This window comes from Rossellomorea vietnamensis, from assembly GCF_008180415.1.
In the GTDB taxonomy this organism is placed as follows: Bacteria; Bacillota; Bacilli; order Bacillales; family Bacillaceae_B; genus Rossellomorea; species Rossellomorea vietnamensis_C.
The window spans coordinates 123,897-141,365 of record NZ_VTEI01000006.1; the positions used below are offsets into that span (position 1 = coordinate 123,897).

13 protein-coding genes are annotated in these 17,469 nt (G+C 41.4%); all 13 read right to left on the reverse strand.

What is annotated here, in order from left to right; all coding sequences use genetic code 11:
* Nucleotides 1–251 precede the first annotated feature (251 nt).
* Nucleotides 252–509, reverse strand: a complete 258-nt coding sequence (locus FZC78_RS12845) for a DUF3243 domain-containing protein (RefSeq protein WP_148940103.1) — start codon at nucleotides 507–509, stop codon at nucleotides 252–254.
* 154 nt (nucleotides 510–663) lie between these two features.
* Nucleotides 664–1,386, reverse strand: coding sequence for an elongation factor P 5-aminopentanone reductase (gene ymfI / locus FZC78_RS12850; protein WP_148940104.1), 723 nt, complete (start codon nucleotides 1,384–1,386; stop codon nucleotides 664–666).
* A 785-nt stretch (nucleotides 1,387–2,171) separates the two neighbouring features.
* Nucleotides 2,172–3,464, reverse strand: a complete 1,293-nt coding sequence (gene yfmH, locus FZC78_RS12855; RefSeq protein WP_148940343.1) for an EF-P 5-aminopentanol modification-associated protein YfmH — start codon at nucleotides 3,462–3,464, stop codon at nucleotides 2,172–2,174.
* A gap of 3 nt (nucleotides 3,465–3,467) precedes the next feature.
* A complete protein-coding gene (gene yfmF, locus FZC78_RS12860; protein WP_148940105.1) occupies nucleotides 3,468–4,742 on the reverse strand; it encodes an EF-P 5-aminopentanol modification-associated protein YfmF in 1,275 nt (424 codons plus the stop codon).
* A 444-nt stretch (nucleotides 4,743–5,186) separates the two neighbouring features.
* Nucleotides 5,187–6,152 carry an ABC transporter permease gene (locus FZC78_RS12865; protein WP_148940106.1) on the reverse strand — a complete coding sequence of 322 codons (966 nt, stop codon included), beginning with the start codon at nucleotides 6,150–6,152 and terminating at the stop codon, nucleotides 5,187–5,189.
* Nucleotides 6,153–7,196 (reverse strand): ABC transporter permease, encoded by a 1,044-nt coding sequence (locus FZC78_RS12870; RefSeq protein WP_148940107.1) that lies wholly within the window; start codon nucleotides 7,194–7,196, stop codon nucleotides 6,153–6,155.
* A complete protein-coding gene (locus FZC78_RS12875; protein ID WP_148940108.1) occupies nucleotides 7,189–8,724 on the reverse strand; it encodes an ABC transporter ATP-binding protein in 1,536 nt (511 codons plus the stop codon). The genes FZC78_RS12870 and FZC78_RS12875 overlap by 8 nt, the downstream gene beginning before the upstream one ends.
* 207 nt (nucleotides 8,725–8,931) lie before the next feature.
* A complete protein-coding gene (locus tag FZC78_RS12880) occupies nucleotides 8,932–10,014 on the reverse strand; it encodes a BMP family lipoprotein (RefSeq protein ID WP_187444931.1) in 1,083 nt (360 codons plus the stop codon).
* Between the two features lie 79 nt (nucleotides 10,015–10,093).
* Nucleotides 10,094–10,819, reverse strand: coding sequence for a GntR family transcriptional regulator (locus FZC78_RS12885; RefSeq protein WP_148940109.1), 726 nt, complete (start codon nucleotides 10,817–10,819; stop codon nucleotides 10,094–10,096).
* Between the two features lie 813 nt (nucleotides 10,820–11,632).
* Nucleotides 11,633–13,981, reverse strand: coding sequence for an FtsK/SpoIIIE family DNA translocase (locus FZC78_RS12890; RefSeq protein ID WP_148940110.1), 2,349 nt, complete (start codon nucleotides 13,979–13,981; stop codon nucleotides 11,633–11,635).
* Nucleotides 13,982–14,216: 235 nt separating this feature from the next.
* Nucleotides 14,217–14,423 (reverse strand): YlzJ-like family protein, encoded by a 207-nt coding sequence (locus FZC78_RS12895; protein ID WP_148940111.1) that lies wholly within the window; start codon nucleotides 14,421–14,423, stop codon nucleotides 14,217–14,219.
* Nucleotides 14,420–15,154 carry a ClpP family protease gene (locus FZC78_RS12900; protein ID WP_148940346.1) on the reverse strand — a complete coding sequence of 245 codons (735 nt, stop codon included), beginning with the start codon at nucleotides 15,152–15,154 and terminating at the stop codon, nucleotides 14,420–14,422. The genes FZC78_RS12895 and FZC78_RS12900 overlap by 4 nt, the downstream gene beginning before the upstream one ends.
* 482 nt (nucleotides 15,155–15,636) lie before the next feature.
* Entirely contained in the window at nucleotides 15,637–17,304 is a 1,668-nt protein-coding gene (locus FZC78_RS12905; protein ID WP_148940112.1) for a ribonuclease J, read from the reverse strand.
* Nucleotides 17,305–17,469: the final 165 nt, after the last annotated feature.

Sequence of the window (17,469 nt, forward strand, 5' to 3'; positions counted from 1 at the left end):
TGATCTTTTAGTTCCTGATTTATTTATTGAGCTATCTTCATAGTTCATTTATGGATCAGGACTATCAATATGGAGAGCGAAACGGGATTTTTCAACAAGGGGTTACTCTAATAAAACAGCAGTTTTTGAATAATCCCCCTGTAATGGGACTTTCTATACTGATTGCTGGGATAATTCTGGGGGAGATAAGGCTTTCAACATACACAATTAACCCTTCAACAAATAAAAAAAGAGAGGAATTGCTTCCCCTCTTAGCGAGTGCCGTCATTCTTTACAAGCTTGACCATCATGTTGGCAATTGCATGCTGCTCTTCAGTAGATGCAACAGACCACAAGTCAGCAAGGACACGCTCCTGGTCGTTTTTCGCTTCTACCTGATTTGCCAAATAGTCTCCCACTTGATAAGCAAGGTCTGAAACCACTTCACCTTGAACGCCTTCACTTTGTGCTTGATTCAAACGGTCACCCAAAAAGTTTTTCCAATCTTGCCAGTTATCCAATACAGACATACGTGGAGCCTCCTTAGAAGTCATGCTTTGATTCAGGCCTCATTCTGCAGATTAAAGGCCCTGCATTTCTTTAAGAAATACAACCTTAGTTTGCATCTTCCCCAAAGAAAATATTCATTGGGCTTTCAGAAATTCTCCAGGCCGTTTTGCGATTTTACGTATACCAGCCGCCATTGACTGAAAGCACCTGCCCTGTAATGTAAGATGATTTAGAAGAAAGCAAAAAATCAATGGTGTCTGCCACTTCGGACGGTTCTGCCATTCTGCCCATTGGGATTTCATCAACAACTTCAGAAATTTCCTCTGTTGAAAAACTGGTCATCATGTCTGTTTTTACAGCTCCCGGTGCAACCGCATTCACCCTAACATTGTTTCTAGCCAGCTCTTTGCTTAAAGCTTTCACAAACGCTATTTGAGCACCTTTTACTGAGGAATATAACACTTCACAAGCAGCTCCTGTCTGACCCCAGATCGAACTGACAATGACTGCATTCCCGATAGGGCTCTGTAACAATTTCGGCAGAAGCCCCTGCATGATTTTCATCAAGGATTTAACATGAAGATTCCACATGCCGTCCATTTGTTCGTCTGAAATATCTTGAAACAATCCATATAGGGGTGTCCCGCTAGTATAGATGACCGCATCCACATGGAATATCTGTGAGAGAAGATTTTGTGCTCCGCTTTCCGACGAAAGATCTGCTTTCACTGGTATATACTCACCTTGAAACTCACTAATTTCTCCAAGAAGTTCCTCAACTGCCGTTTGATTAGAATGATAATGAAGATATAAATTCCATCCTTTTTCGGCTAATGTGAGGGCTGTTTGTCTGCCGATCCCTCCTGAGGACCCAATAATCAAAGCAAACTTTTTCATAAGTCTCCTGACCCCCTTTTGAAGCTTTTTATACATTTATGTAAGACTGTTTCTTACCATTAGTTATTGATTTTGCTTTTTAATGTCCCATGGATACTGAGACCTCTCTATAAACTGGAAGAGCTGCCCTATTCTTACCTGCCAGGATAGGCTAGTTCACCAAGCCGTTTTCTTTTAAAAAAGGGTGTTTTCGTATAACGGGTCTGTTACCAATTGAACAAATTCACCAGCAAGAATACCGGTAAATCATCAAAAAAGGAGTGGCAAAACCAATGCGGTTTAACACTCATTTTGAAGTTTTTATTTTTAATTTTGTAATACAAAGTGCACCCTAAATAGCAAATGACAGAACTTTTTTGTTCTTTAAAATTTGCCGCACAATTTCCTATACACTTTCAATCCCATATTAATTTGAAGGAGAGTTGTTAATTCTAAAAAATCTAGCAATGACTTGATTGGAACGGAAGGTGCATGACCTCCTGCTGGACTAGCGTGCGTCTAGTTCCAGCACCTGGAGTGGAAATCAGTAGACATTTTTTTGTATTTCAAACTAAGAGTTTTATCTCTTATCGGGGGAGAGTGGCTCTTTTCTTTTCGGTGTTCCCAGATTTTACCCCTCTTAATATGGTTACTTTTCGGAATTAGTTTCAAATAGCAACAAAGTTTACGAAAAGAGCCTTCAAAAATTTAATAGCAGTAAAATTTCCGAAAGACCCTTATGCAAAAACCCAGCAGGAACTGAGGTTTTGTTCCCTCAATTTCTGCCGGGCTTTTTCAAAATCTGTTTATTTTTCTTTAGGAAGCACCTGACAGACTGTGAACCTTTTTTCGTCAAAATACTCGGACACCACTGAGTTGATATCCTCAAAAGTGATCGTTTCGAGTGTAGGCACGACATCAAATAAGTCCATTTCATTGAATGCATAGCGAGTGAATTGATTGGCGATATACTCAGGAGAATTGATGGCCCTTAAGAATGCTCCGATCTTTTTCTTTTTCGTCCGCTCCAAGGCTTCTTGCGTAAGGGTCTTCCCTTCCTTGGCATTTAAGAGGATTTCAGTGATTCGATCTGCCATCTCATCTGGTTTCTCTGTATCACCGCCAAGAATGGCAAAGCCAAACCCTTTTTCCTGAGTGAAGTCATAATGAAATGTCTCATCGATAAGGCCATCATTATATAATGAGAAGTAATTCTCTGAGCTTTTGCCGAATAACATATCCAACGCAATATTCATGGAAAGCTCGTGTTTCAGCATTTCGCTACCCTGCTGTTCTGTATTGACGGCTTTGACACCCACCAGGCATTTCGGTGCCTGGACATTCATGTGAAGGACCTGTTTCTTCTCAGCGGCCTCCACTGGTTCATCTTCGAAACAGCGTTTGATTTCATCCATTTCTTTGTAGTCTTTTTTACTTTGGTTTTCCCTGACCTGCTTGATGATTTTTTCAGGATCTACAGCGCCCACTATGAACATGAGCATGTTGCTTGGGTGATAAAAAGTTTCATAGCATTGATATAGCATATCCTTGGTAATATGTGAGATGGATTCAATAGTCCCTGCTATATCAATTTTCACAGGATGATTATGATACATATTTTGGATGACACCAAAGTACAAACGCCAGTCAGCGTTGTCGTCATACATTGTAATTTCCTGGCCGATGATTCCTTTTTCTTTCTCAACGGTACTTTCAGTGAAGTAAGGAGCTTGAACAAAGTCAATCAAAGTTTCCAGATTCTTCTCCACTTCAGAAGTAGAAGAGAAAAGGTAGGCTGTCCTTGTAAAGGATGTGAATGCATTGGCGGAAGCTCCCTGCTTACTGAACTTCTGGAATACATCTTCATCTTCCTTTTCAAAAAGCTTGTGCTCCAGGAAATGGGCGATACCATCTGGCACTTTTGAAAATTCAGTACTTCCTTTAGGGACAAAATGATTGTCTATAGATCCATACTTGGTTGTAAATGTAGCGTACGTTTTATTGAATCCCTTTTTTGGCAGTACATATACCTGAAGTCCATTATCCATCTTCTCAAAAAATAATTCTTCTTGCAGCTGATCGAATGAGATTTTTTCCATCATTCATCCCTCCATTCCTGTAAGAAAATAGATGGTATCCATATTGACTTTTTTCGCAACAGTGGTGATTTCTTCTTTTGTAACCTTCTCTATACTCTCCAGCCAATGATCAAGCTCAATTTTTTGCCCTGAAACGACATTGTGGTAAAGGATTTCCACGAGGCCCCTTGGAGTGTCGATGGTTTCAAGAAGCTGATTCCTGATCACCGCTTTAGTCTGCTGAATTTCTCCTTCTGTGAAGTCACCATTTTTCATTGCCTGCATTTGTTCTTTAATGATGGTCACTGCCTGGTCATAATTCTTGCCATCGATCCCCGACATTACCATCATCAACCCTTTATGGCTTTCCAGTCTGCTCGCAGCATAGTAGGCAAGGCTTGCTTTCTCACGCACGTTAATGAATAACTTGGAGTGTGAAAATCCTCCAAAAACTCCATTGAACACTTGCAGTGCCCAATAATCATCCGCTCCATAAGCTACATTCGTTCTATACCCAATGTTCAGCTTGCCTTGCTTAACATCATGTTTTTCAACCACTTCATTGACTTCATGGAAAGAACCTGAGTTGGCACTGCTGATGACCTGGGCATCCCTGTTCTGTAAAGAAAAAATCTCTTCACACATTTTTTCAGCTTCCTCTGCGTCGACGTCCCCTATTACATATAGATCCATTTCATCATTTTGAATTGCTTCCCGATAATACTTATAAAGGCTTTCAGCCGACGTTTTATCGACTTCCTCGAGAATACCATTGGGATGAAGGGAATATGGTTCATCCTTGCACATCTCCTCTACAAGACGGGAATTCGCATATCTCATTTTGTCGTCAAAAACGGACTGAATCCTCACCTTTTGGTTTTTCTTCTCTTTTTCTACTGTTTCTGTATGAAAAGAGTCACCAGATATGTTCGGATACAATACTACATCTGCAAGAAATTGAAGCCCCTTTCTCAGCAGCGGTTCAGAATCCTTCAGGAATTTCTCATTCGCCACCTCGACGGAAAAGCTCATCACATGATATTCGCCTTTTTTAGCCAGGTCTACAAAAAAATTCGCTCCATACAATTCATCAAGATAAGAGCGGAGTGCTGTCGTACTAGGATATTTCTTAGCACTGCTTTGCAGCACGTGGGGAAGGAGCCCTCTTGGCGTCACTTCCTCTGCTTTTAAAGGAGATTTCATTCTCCAAACAAGGGTGTTTGTCTTATATTTATCAGTCCGGACAATATGTAACGAATAACCGCTTTTCGTTTTGACCACTTCATTGACTATAGACATTAGCCATCCTCCTTTTGCTGAAAAGATCTTTTTACAAATTTGCTATTAAAAAATTCAGGTTTTACATTAAAAGAACTGTTTATCATATTTATTTTGATGTAAATTCTCTTTAACTATACATGTTAGGCTTTAACTCTTTCAAGTTTTTACCTCTCATGCCAATCCGATCCCTGCGGGTTTTTTTTCGGATTTTATCTATTATATGCAGATAAAACTGAGAGCATATCTTCATATATTTACCTAAAGAAATCTCTGGATATGAAGATTGAAAATGTATTTTATCTATTGGTTCCACACAAATTGTGTTGAAATAAAAAAATCGCATACTCTTTTTAATAATAGGAGTCAAAGATGCCTACAGCATCCCGCCTTTAACTTATAACCACAGGCAATAAAAAAAGCGGAAAACATTTAACGTTTTCCGCTCAAAGATACCAGGAAGTATTATCTGCTTCCTTTTATATATGGATTTCCAAGAGCTTTCGGTGCATCAGCTCGTCCGATGAATCCTGCCAGAGCAAGGATGGTCAATACGTAAGGCGCAATCTGCAAGTAAACACTTGGTACGTTTTCAAACAATGGAATGCTCGATCCAACAATACTTAAACTTTGCGCGAATCCAAAGAAAAGCGCTGCGCCCATTGCACCGAGGGGATTCCATTTACCAAAGATCATCGCAGCCAGCGCCATGAATCCTTGACCGGTAATAGTGGAATGGCTGAAATCCAGAGAGATCGATTGAGCGTAGACAGCTCCACCAAGTCCTCCAAGGACCCCGGAGATAAAAACACCAATATAGCGCATTTGGGTTACGTTGATTCCCATAGTATCGGCAGCCATCGGATGTTCTCCTACTGAGCGGAGCCTCAAACCAAAGGGTGTTTTATAAAGAATATACCACACTACAAAGGCAAGGATGATTGCAATATATGCGGTATAAGTCACGCGGCTGAAAAACAAGTTTCCAATGACAGGAATATCGCTCAGAAAAGGAATATCGATTTTCTTAAAACTGTTCTCCGTCCGGATGATATCGGTCTGTCCTTTATCATAGATAAGTTTAACAAGGAATAAGCCGGCACCCAAAGCAAGGAAGTTAATTGCAACACCGCTTACAACCTGGTCCGCACGGAAAGTGATGGAAGCTAAAGCATGAAGCAATGAAAGCAGACCTCCGACCGCCATAGCCGCCAGCAGCGCTACCCATGGAGTAGCGGCACCGAAAGTCGATGCAAAAGTAAGGTTAAAAACTATAGCCGCAAAGGCGCCAATGACCATCAGCCCTTCCAGGCCGATATTTACTACTCCTGAGCGTTCAGAGAACACTCCACCCAATGCAGTGAAAATAAGCGGAGCTGCCACAACCAGAGTTGAAGAAATAATGATTTCCAAGATTGTCATAATACCCACTTATTTCACCCCCTTTTTCGGACGATTCAACAGCCATTTAATCATATAGCTGGATGCCACAAAGAATATAATCAAGGCAATGACAATTTCAACAAGTTCATTTGGCACACCTGATTCAAGCGGCATGTTCAAGGAACCTACCTTTAAGCCACCAAACAGAATAGCCGCCAATATAACACCTAAAGCTGCATTGCCTCCAAGCAGGGCAACCGCGATTCCGTCAAATCCAACTCCTGAAAAGCTGGAATGCAAGAAAGCAAAACCGAAAGTTCCCAGCCCTTCCATCGCTCCTGCTAATCCGGCAAAAGCTCCTGAGATGACCATGGACAAAACAATGTTTTTATTCACATTCATCCCGGCATATTGTGAGGCATGCTGGTTGAATCCAACTGATCGCAACTCGTATCCAGTTGTAGTTTTTTCCAGTAAGAACCACATAAGGATTGCGGCAGCAACAGCTAAATAGATTCCATTATGAAGAGTTGAATAGTCAGTCAGTGTTTCAAAAAATCCACTTCTTAATGATGCTGACTCCGGAATGCTTCCAGTCGCATCTGCTTCATCGGCAATGACATTTCTAATAAGATAATTAGTAGAATAAAGTGCGATGTAGTTCATCATAATCGTTACAATTACTTCATGAACTCGCCATTTAGCTTTCAGAATACCAGGAACAAGTCCCCATAAAGCCCCGGCGGCTGCAGCTGCAATTATGGATAAAGGGAGATGAATGATCTTAGGAAGATCGAAAGCAAGCCCTACCCAAACGGAAGCTGTCCAGCCAACCAAAAGCTGTCCTTCCACCCCGATATTGAACAAACCTGTACGGAAAGCGAATGCTACCGCCAAGCCTGCGAGTATATAGGGGATCACCTGTCTCAACGTTTCCCCGACGTAGAACCTGTCACCAAAAGCTCCGCTCCATAGTGCTGCATAGCCTTCTATAGGATTATATCCAGTGATAAGCATGATAATTGCACCAGCCAGCAGACCCAGAATGACAGAAATAACTGGGATTAAAATATTTTGATACTTTCTAGACATTGACAGAGTCACCTTCTTTCTTCCGTTTGGAACCAGCCATCAACAGCCCCAATTCTTGTTCTGTTGTTTCTTTAGGGTCGACGATCGCCACGATCTCACCTTCATAAATAACAGCAATCCGGTCACTGACGTTTATAATTTCATCAAGTTCAAATGAAAGCAAAAGAACTGCTTTATTGTTGTCACGCTGTTCTATTAAGCGGCTGTGAATGAATTCAATTGCCCCAACATCCAGCCCTCGTGTAGGCTGTGCAGCAATTAAAAGATCAGGATTTCTGTCGATTTCCCGGCCGATAATTGCCTTTTGCTGGTTTCCGCCAGATAAAGATCTTGCAAGTGTATATTCACTAGGTGTACGGACGTCATATTCACCAATTAATGAAGCAGCTTTTTTGTAAACCTGCTTAAAATTCATTACCCCCGATTTGGAGTAAGGTTTTTGGTAATAGGTTTGCAGCACCATGTTTTCACCAATTGGGAAATCAAGAACAAGACCATGTTTATGGCGGTCCTGAGGAATATGGGCAAGGCCCGACTCCGTAATTTTACGGGGCTTATGATTTTGTATTTCTTTTCCGTTCAGTTTTATAGAGCCGCCTGTCGTTTTATGCAGCCCAGCAATTGCTTCAATCAGCTCTGTCTGGCCATTTCCGTCCACACCGGCAATCCCCACAATTTCCCCTGCTCTAACAGTAAGGCTCAGTCCTCTTACCGCCTCGACTCCCCGTGAATCTTTTACTCTGAGGTTTTCTATTTCCAGAACAGGCTCATTCGGAGCGGCCGGGCTTTTCTGGGTTGTAAAGTTAACTTCCCTTCCAACCATCAGGCTTGCAAGTTCATTTACATCTGTTTCTTCCACAGTCACTGTACCGATTCCCTGACCTTTTCTGATTACGGTACATCGATCACAAACTTCCATGATTTCTTTCAGTTTATGAGTGATAAGAATAATGGATTTACCTTCTTTTATCAGTGTTTTCATTATTACAATAAGCTCTTTGATTTCCTGAGGCGTCAATACGGCTGTCGGTTCATCAAATATCAGGATTTCTGCTCCGCGGTATAATGTCTTCAATATCTCTACGCGCTGCTGCATTCCGACGGAAATATCAGATATCTTAGCTTGAGGATCTACCGCCAGTCCGTACCGATCTGAAATCTCCCGCACTTCCTTTTCTGCCTTTTTAATATCGATTTTACCGCCTGATTTAGGTTCCTTACCCAAAATGATATTTTCTGTAACCGTAAAGGTATCCACAAGCATAAAATGCTGATGGACCATACCGATCCCCAGATCATTGGCAATGTTGGGATTAGTAATTTTGACACTTTTCCCATTGACTCTGATTTCACCCTTTTCAGGTTGATAGAGACCGAAAAGAACGTTCATTAGTGTTGATTTTCCAGCACCATTTTCCCCCAAGAGCGCATGGATTTCGCCCGGCTTTAATTGAAGGGTTATATTATCATTAGCCACGATACCAGGAAATTCTTTGCGAATATTCAACATTTCAATAACATATTCCACCAGATTCACTCCTTGCTATAAATAGAGTCTTTCATTAAAGTATGAAGTCAGACTTTTAAAACAGTTTGAATTTAATTTAGGAATTTAGCCCCCTGAAAAACCCCTAAATAAAAAGCAGAATCAAAAAATTCTACTTTTTATTTAAGCTTTTTAATTAATTGGTGGGAAATGAGTTCGTTCTCTTTCCCCACCAATTATGGCAATTATTTATTCTGGTTTAGTCGGAACTTCAACTTCACCATTTGCGATTTTTTCTTTCCACTCATCAACTGCAGCTAACACTTCTTCAGACAAGTTATCTTGTGTTGGAGCAATTCCTACACCATCGTCTTCCAAGCCATACTGGACAGTTTCCCCGCCAGGGAATTCTCCGTCCATAGCTCTCTCAGCGATATCAATTACCGCAGTATCTACACGCTTGACCATTGAAGTCAAAGTAATGTTCATTTCTTCACCATCAACAGTAACCGAACCTTCAGCAGCCTGGTCACGGTCTACTCCGATTACCCATAGCTCTGAATCAGGATCTTGTTGTTTACGGTTTTTCGCTTCAGTAAATACTCCATTACCAGTTCCGCCTGCAGCGTGGTAAATGATGTCGCTTCCAGATTGATACATTGAAGCTGCCATTGATTGACCTTTATCCGCCTTATCAAAAGCACCAGCAAATTGAATGTCAACTTCTGCTTCAGGGTTTACTGCTTTAACACCCGCCTGGAATCCGGCAGCAAACTTGTTGATCAAGTCAGAATCAGTTCCGCCAATGAAACCTACTTTGTTTGATTTAGTAGTAAGACCTGCTACCACACCAACAAGGAAAGACCCTTCATGCTCCTTGAAAGTTACGCTGGCAACATTATCGACTCCTTCGATAACATCATCAACAATAACAAAATTGCTCTCTTCACGTTGTTTAGCCACTTCTTCGATGGCAGGCTTTAATTTATAGCCGATACCGTAGATAAGGTCGAAATTGTTTCGCACGGCTGTATTTAAGTTTGTTTTATAGTCAGCATCAGATTTGGATTGAATGTAATCATAACCCTCTGTACCTTGATCCAGTCCATTATCCTGGCCAAATGCCTCAAGGCCTTCCCAAGCAGATTGGTTGAAAGATTTATCGTCCACGCCGCCCACGTCAGTAATCATTGCTGTCGTGAAAACATCTCCTTCACCATTTTTCGCTGGTGCTACGTCTTCACCGTTATTGTCATTAGAACCGCATGCACCAAGAAATGTACCTGCTGCAAGCAGCATTGAAAGCGCTAAACCAAATTTACGTTTTTTCACCTTGGTTACCCCCTGTTATTATGTTGATGTTACTGATCTTGCTGATGTAGTAAGAAAAATACTAGACTTACAGAACTGATTAAACCCGTTTTCTTAACACTTGGAAACTGAACTTGTCTGAACGGAAATAATTGACAGAATAAAGAATCGGATGATCATTCTCATCAAAATGCATCTGCTTAAGAACAAGCAAAGCAGATTCCGGTTCGCAATTGAGTATTGGGGAGATCCTTTCGTGAAATCCCACCGGTTCGATTTGCGTCACGGCATAAGTGATTCTTTTATTCTCTTCCTGTTCAAGAACTTGAAAGAGAGAGTTGACATCTGTGGTAAACCTGCGCGGATAAACACTGGAGGGCATTTTGTCCACACAATAGACAACCGGTTCTCCATTTGCAGTCCTTACACGTTCAACCATGACGAGTTCCTCTTCTTCTTCCAGTGAAAATCGACGGATATCTTCATCTGTGGCCCCTTGGAAGCTTGAGCTTAAGAAAATGGTCCCAGGCTCCATGCCTGCATGTTTTATCATGTTCGTGACACTGTTTAACTGCTCTATACCAGAAGTGAAGAGCGGCTTAGCGTTTACAAATGTTCCAACCCCGTGCCTGCGGATAATGACATTTTCTTCTTCGAGAATGCGTAAAGCTTCTCTAAGTGTCGCCCTGCTGACCCCAAGCTGTTTCGCAAGGTCGAATTCGGAAGGCAGTTTTTCTTTCTCTTTATACTGCCCTTCATCGATGTCCTTTTTTAGACGATCGATCACTTGTAAGTATAAATGTCTATTGTCTGCTTTTATTGTCATCCAAGAACCACCACCATTTCTTCCCAAGCACACACTTTTGATGTATATCTTTCCTACTAATCCAAAATACTATATCATTTTTAAAAAAATAAATAAATAGGTTATTAAGTTTTTGTCGAAAAAACTAGAAAATCGCAAATTTCAAAATTTTCAACTTGGGTGAAAGGGTTGTCTTTTGGGTGATAATTCCTTTTCTGTATCTTTTTATTATGAAGAAAACATAATGTAAACGCTTTTAAAAGTATAACACATTAACAATCAAGAAGGCTAGAGGTCTGACCTTTTAAAGTTTAAATTATTTTTACCAATTATAAAACCGTTTTCATTTATCTTTGGATTCTCATAAGGTTATTCTATTCTTTTTTCGAGCGACTTTTTTAAATGAGACTATTTAGTTCCAATTTCTTATACAGACTTAGTAAACTCATTCAAAAAGCGCAGGCGCCTTTATCAGCCCCGACAGGTAAACGTTCCAAAGAAAAAGAAAGGCGGTCTTGCCTTTTATTCTCTTTGGGTTATTTGACCCCGAGGGCTTTGGAGACGGATTAAGAAACGCTGCCTAATTTCCGATCTAAAGATTTGAGGTTATCTTTTTAAAAAGCTGTTTTCGCATATATTGTTGCTTTCGGATATCCCCGGATACTAAGAGTTTTATTTCTTATCGAGGAGAGCAGCTCTTTTCTTTTCGATATTACCGTATTTTTTCCTTCTTAAGATTGATATTTTTCGGAATTAATATCAACTAGCAACAAAGTTTACGAAAAGAGTTTTTAAAAAAAACTGCCTGAAAAAATCCAGGCAGTCAATCTCATATTATGAAGAATGTTCCTCGGAAGGCTTTCCGATAAGTACGGTTCTTGGCTTACTGCCTTCGTACGGTCCGACAACACCGCGCTCTTCCATACCATCTATCAATCTGGCAGCCCTTGTGTATCCTATTCTGAATCTCCTTTGCAGCATGGAAACAGATGCCGTCTGCATTTCTGCGATCAATTGGACCGCTTCATCGTACAACTCATCCTCGACAGTTGCTGTACTGCTTCCTTCAGACACTTCATCAGGAATCATCTCTTCCTGATACTGTGCCCGCTGCTGGCCGATTACATAGTCGACAATGTCTTCAACTTCTTCATCCGATAAAAACGCTCCCTGCACCCTTGTCGGCTTTGATGCTCCAACAGGCGTGAACAGCATGTCACCACGGCCAAGGAGTTTCTCTGCTCCTCCGGTATCCAGGATCGTTCGGGAGTCCGTCTGTGAAGACACAGCAAAAGCAATACGTGAAGGAATGTTCGCTTTAATGACGCCTGTTATGACATCGACGGAAGGCCTCTGAGTGGCGATAATAAGATGGATTCCGGCAGCACGCGCCATTTGGGCAAGGCGGGTGATAGCATCCTCTACATCACTTGAAGCCACCATCATCAAGTCAGCCAGCTCATCGACTATAACAACGATATACGGAAGTTCCGGCTGTTTTTCTTCGTTTTCTTTATTATGTCTTTTGATATGTTCATTATAGCCTTCTATGTTTCTTGTTCCCGTGTGAGAGAACAGTTCATACCTTCTCTCCATTTCATTGACGACTTTCTTTAGTGCCTGCGAAGCTTTTTTGGCATCCGTTACAACCGGAGCAAGCAAATGCGGTACTCCATTGTAAACATTCAGCTCGACCATTTTGGGATCGATCATCATTAACTTTACTTCATGAGGTTTTGCCCGCATCAAGATGCTTGTGATAATGCCATTAATACATACACTTTTTCCGCTTCCCGTTGCACCGGCCACAAGAAGATGGGGCATTTTGTTCAGTTCGGCCAATACGGCTTCACCCGTGATGTCCCGGCCGAGGCCAATCAGCAATTTAGAATTGGGTTTATCGTTGGATTTGGACTCAAGCACTTCCCTTAAGGATACCATCGCCACCTCCGAGTTAGGAACTTCAATTCCGATGGCAGATTTTCCGGGTATCGGTGCTTCAATTCTAATATCCTTAGCTGCCAGGGCAAGTGCAAGGTCATCACTCAGGTTGACGATTTTGCTTACTTTCACCCCAGTATCCGGATGCACTTCATACTTGGTAACGGCAGGCCCAAGATGAACCTGGGTCACCTTTGCTTTGACACCAAAGCTTTGGAACGTTCTTTCAAGCTTTGCCGCATTTGCATGGATCATCTGGTACTCATTGCTTTGATCTGTCTGTGTCGGCCTTGCTAAAAGGGAGATAGGCGGCAGGTTATAATCTTTGTTTTCCACTTCTGTAAACGTTATTGGAGGAGCATCATCATCACTTGAAGAGGCTGGTTCCTCCTGATCCCCCTGCTGTTGTGATGAAGCAGTCTGGTCAGCTTCAGCTGACAAGGAAGGAATTGTTTCATCCGGATAGGCTCTTTCATTGAAACTCGAAATGATCGGCTCCACTTTCACTTCCTCTGCGGGTTCAACCATTGGTTCAGATTCTGATTTCGGCTTAACCCTCTCTGTCTTCCTTTGCTGCTTCTCTTCCTTCTTCTCGATTCTTTCTTCTTTCCAATCTTTCATATCTTCCCTGAAGGCATCCCATTGGTTTCCGAAGAACTCCGTTGTTGTATTTCCCATTTTACCAAGAGCGGAACCGAATGACTTTCCTGTGATCAAAACAATACCGATTGCAATCAATGCCATACACAGGATTTTGGTCCCGGCAGAATCAAATAGAAAAAAAGAAACAGCATATAAAACTGCTCCAATGACACCTCCTCCTAAATCAGAGGTGCTGGATTCACCGCGCACTTCCATCCAGTAAAGCTCCCATGTATTTGCGATCACACTTGGGTTTTGAAATGCCCCATCATTTGAAAGCAGTTCAAAAAGCTTAACATGGCTTAAAAGTAATGTACTTAATAAAATTATGTATATCCCGGCCAGCCTTCTTGTAAAAAAGGCCGGCATTTCCCTTTTTACCATCAAATATCCCGCCATTGCCAATAACGCAATGAACGCAGCCATGTACCACTCGCCCATAAAAAACCTGAAAAAGTGGACCAGTGCTTTTCCAACTGCCCCCAGCTGTATGATAGCAATCAAACTTAGGGCTATCATCAGCATGCCGATCAGTTCATATTTAATTGTCTGTTTAATAGTGGACGACTTCTTACTGCTTCTTCTTTTTCTTTTCGCCAAAGTTCTTTCACCTAAATTCTATTTAATATGCTTATGTTCCGGATCATTTATCATTCCCGGACGCTTGATGACAACATCTTATAGATGAAGAAAGGGCTGGCATTTCCAGCTTCAGCCGCAAGCAGGAAAAACCAGTCCCATATATTTGAGAAAGCTTGTCAGAACCATGTTATTTACTTCCGCTTTCTCCATTTATTATATCATATACTGCCATTGGCGAAAATCAATCCAAAGATTACATTTGAAGATACTGTCCAGGACAAACCTGCTCATTTAAATAGTGAGCAGGATCACTGCTCATGACCCTGACGACTCTGTATTGGTGCTGTGTTTGTTCAACAAGCAGAGGAATTCCCTGCCATTCCATGAAGACTTGCTGTGTAAAGGCGTTTTCTTCAGGAGGAAATATCAGTTCTTGGGGAACAGTTGTATGGAGGATCATTGCAGCATTCCTTCTTCTTTGCTGCCGCCTTTAAGAGAAATGAGCTCGTTTAATTTCTTTATTGCTTCCCCAACACCGCCTACTCCGTCAATCAATCCATATTTCACTGCATCTTCACCGACTACATTCGTGCCGATGTCTCTTGTCAGATTTCCTTTGGCAAACATTAGCTCTTTGAAGTCTTCTTCTGTCACTTTCGAATGCCTTGTAACAAAGTTGACGACACGGTCCTGCATTTTATCCAGATATTCGAAGGTCTGAGGAACTCCGATGACCAATCCTGTCAATCTTACCGGGTGTATGGTCATTGTCGCTGTACCGGCAATGAATGAGTAATCACATGATACTGCGATTGGGACTCCTATCGAATGTCCCCCTCCCAATACGATAGAGACGGTTGGTTTAGATAAGGAAGCGAGCATTTCAGAGATAGCCAGCCCTGCTTCTACGTCTCCTCCTACTGTATTAAGTACAATCAATAATCCTTCAATTTTCGGATTCTGTTCTATTGCCACCAGTTGAGGAATGACATGCTCGTATTTAGTCGTTTTATTTTGCGGGGGAAGCTGCATATGTCCTTCAATCTGTCCGACAATCGTTAAGCAATGGATATTAGAATCACTTGATAGCTGAGGTACATTGGTCTGCCCGAGCTGTTGAATTTTTTCCATTAATCCAGTAGGTTTACCCTCTTTTTCTTTTTCCTCATTCTTATCCGCATTTTGATTCATATTAAAATTCATTCCTAAGTCACTCCTTCTTCAGCAATAATAGGAATAGTATTTTCTTGTTGTGGTGTTTCAATTCATGATAGGCCTGGAAGGAGTAAATAAAAGGGATTGGCAATGTGGAGCATGGCTTTCTGAAAACTCAACTCTGATAAATCATTCTTTACATGGCAAAAAGCATACTGACATTAGAGACTTTATCACTTCACCGTACTAAAAGCGATTGTTCATTATAGCGCGTTAAAGCGTTAGAGTTTTTACCAAAAGCTTAATACTAATCCCAAAAAAAAAACGTAATTCACCGAAATAACTTAGTCAGTATGAAAAGAAAAGAGCTCCTATCTCCGATTAGAAAGAGAAGCCTTAGTTTACTGGGAAAAATCCATCTCTCTTGGAATTTTCCCAAAAGTAACAATGAATGCTAAAACAGCCTTACCAAAAGAAAAAGCCGGCCTCTAATGGGGCCGGCTCTTTCTCAATTAGAATTATACTTCCATGATAATAGGCAGGATCATCGGCCTTCTTCTTGTTTTGCCAAAAAGAAGGTGGTTCAGCTGATCTCGGATATCCTGCTTGATATTGGACCATTCAAATGTCCCTTTAGCAAGATAACCCTCAACAATTTGTCTTACGAGCTGCGTAGACTCATCCATCAATTTTTCCGACTCACGGACATATACAAAACCACGCGAGATGATTTCCGGGCCTGAGACAAGAATTTTTCCTTTACGGCTCAATGTCACAACAACAATAAAGATACCGTCTTGTGAAAGGAGCTTTCTGTCTCGAAGGACAATATTGCCGACATCACCGACACCTATGCCGTCAATCAGGACATTTCCAGCCTGGACCCTTCCGCTCATCCTCATTTTTCCATCTTTATACTGAGCGACATCCCCCTTATCAAGGATGAACACTCTGTTATGTGAAATCCCGACTGAATTCGCAACTTTGGCATGTGCGATCAGCATTCGGTATTCCCCTTGAATTGGAATGAAGTATTTTGGTTTCATCAAATTCAGCATCAATTTCAAATCTTCCTGGCTTCCATGTCCGGAAACGTGGACTTTCTTATTGGCTGTCATAACATGAGCGCCCGAACGGTACAGCATGTCCACTGTTTTTGACATCGTCAATTCCATTCCATGTGAAGGAGTGGCAGTAATAAAGACTGTATCGCCATCCTGGATGTTCACCAGTTTGTGTGTCTGTTTAGACATTTTCTGAAGAGCTTCAAATGGCTCTCCCTGATCCCCGGTGGCAATGATAATTATTTCATCGTCATTATAGTTCGAGATATCCTGAATCGGGATGATCACGTCTTCCTTGATTTGCAGATATCCCATATTCAATGCAATTTCATATACTCTCTCAAGGCTTTTGCCCACAACCGCCACTTTTCGGTTGTTTTGATAAGCAGCATCGAAAACCTGCTGAATCCTGATTAAGTTCGAAGCAAAGCAAGCTACGATAATTCTGCTTTTCGCTGAATGAAATGCGGAGTTCAACTGATTGGCAATCACTTCTTCCGAGGTTGTATACCCAGGCCTTTCTGCTTCCGTACTATCGGAAAGCAGGCAAAGCACTCCATTATCCCCGATTTTCGCCATCTTCCCCATATCCGGGCGGTACAGGCCTTTAGCTGCCTGATCGAACTTAAATTCACCCGTATGTACAATCGAACCTTCCGATGTATTGATAGAGACTCCCACAGAATCAGGAATACTGTGGGTTGTTCTGAAGAATGTGACATCTACTCCATCAAAGAACAGCCTGCTGTCTGAATGGACATTATAAAATTTGACATCCGCCTTCATGTCTTCATCTTTGAGTCTCCCTTTTACAAGGGCATTGGTCAGTTTGGTGCCGTATACTGGAGCTTTGATTTTTCTAAGAACATATGTGATGGCACCGATGGCATCTTCATGTCCGTGGGTAAGAAAGATCCCTTTGACACGTTCTTTGTTATCAACCAAATATTGGATATCAGGTATGACCATATCAATCCCGAACATTTCGTCTTCAGGGAACATCAGCCCTGCATCAATGACAAAAATCTCCTCATCCACTTCAATTACATACATGTTTTTGCCGATTTCCCCAACTCCTCCAAGGGGAATGATCTTTATACTTTCATTCTTTTTCTTGCTCAATGTCGTTTTCCTCCTATGCTGTAATTCCCGATCATTAATCAGTTAAATACATTATACTTTATCGGATTTTATCTTTACAACGAAAATCATCAGAATCGGTCAATAAATTCAAAATATTATGGTATTCGGTTCATATATAGTCTTTTATCCATTTGAATTTCTGCC

What these genes read in the sequence shown, in the direction of transcription:
- FZC78_RS12845 (WP_148940103.1), bottom strand. Translation starts at nt 509, where the DNA reads ATGTCTGTATTGGATAACTGGCAAGATTGGAAAAACTTTTTGGGTGAC.
- ymfI (WP_148940104.1), bottom strand. Translation starts at nt 1,386, where the DNA reads ATGAAAAAGTTTGCTTTGATTATTGGGTCCTCAGGAGGGATCGGCAGA.
- yfmH (WP_148940343.1), bottom strand. Translation starts at nt 3,464, where the DNA reads ATGGAAAAAATCTCATTCGATCAGCTGCAAGAAGAATTATTTTTTGAG.
- yfmF (WP_148940105.1), bottom strand. Translation starts at nt 4,742, where the DNA reads ATGTCTATAGTCAATGAAGTGGTCAAAACGAAAAGCGGTTATTCGTTA.
- FZC78_RS12870 (WP_148940107.1), bottom strand. Translation starts at nt 7,196, where the DNA reads ATGTCTAGAAAGTATCAAAATATTTTAATCCCAGTTATTTCTGTCATT.
- FZC78_RS12885 (WP_148940109.1), bottom strand. Translation starts at nt 10,819, where the DNA reads ATGACAATAAAAGCAGACAATAGACATTTATACTTACAAGTGATCGAT.
- FZC78_RS12895 (WP_148940111.1), bottom strand. Translation starts at nt 14,423, where the DNA reads ATGATCCTCCATACAACTGTTCCCCAAGAACTGATATTTCCTCCTGAA.
- FZC78_RS12900 (WP_148940346.1), bottom strand. Translation starts at nt 15,154, where the DNA reads ATGAATCAAAATGCGGATAAGAATGAGGAAAAAGAAAAAGAGGGTAAA.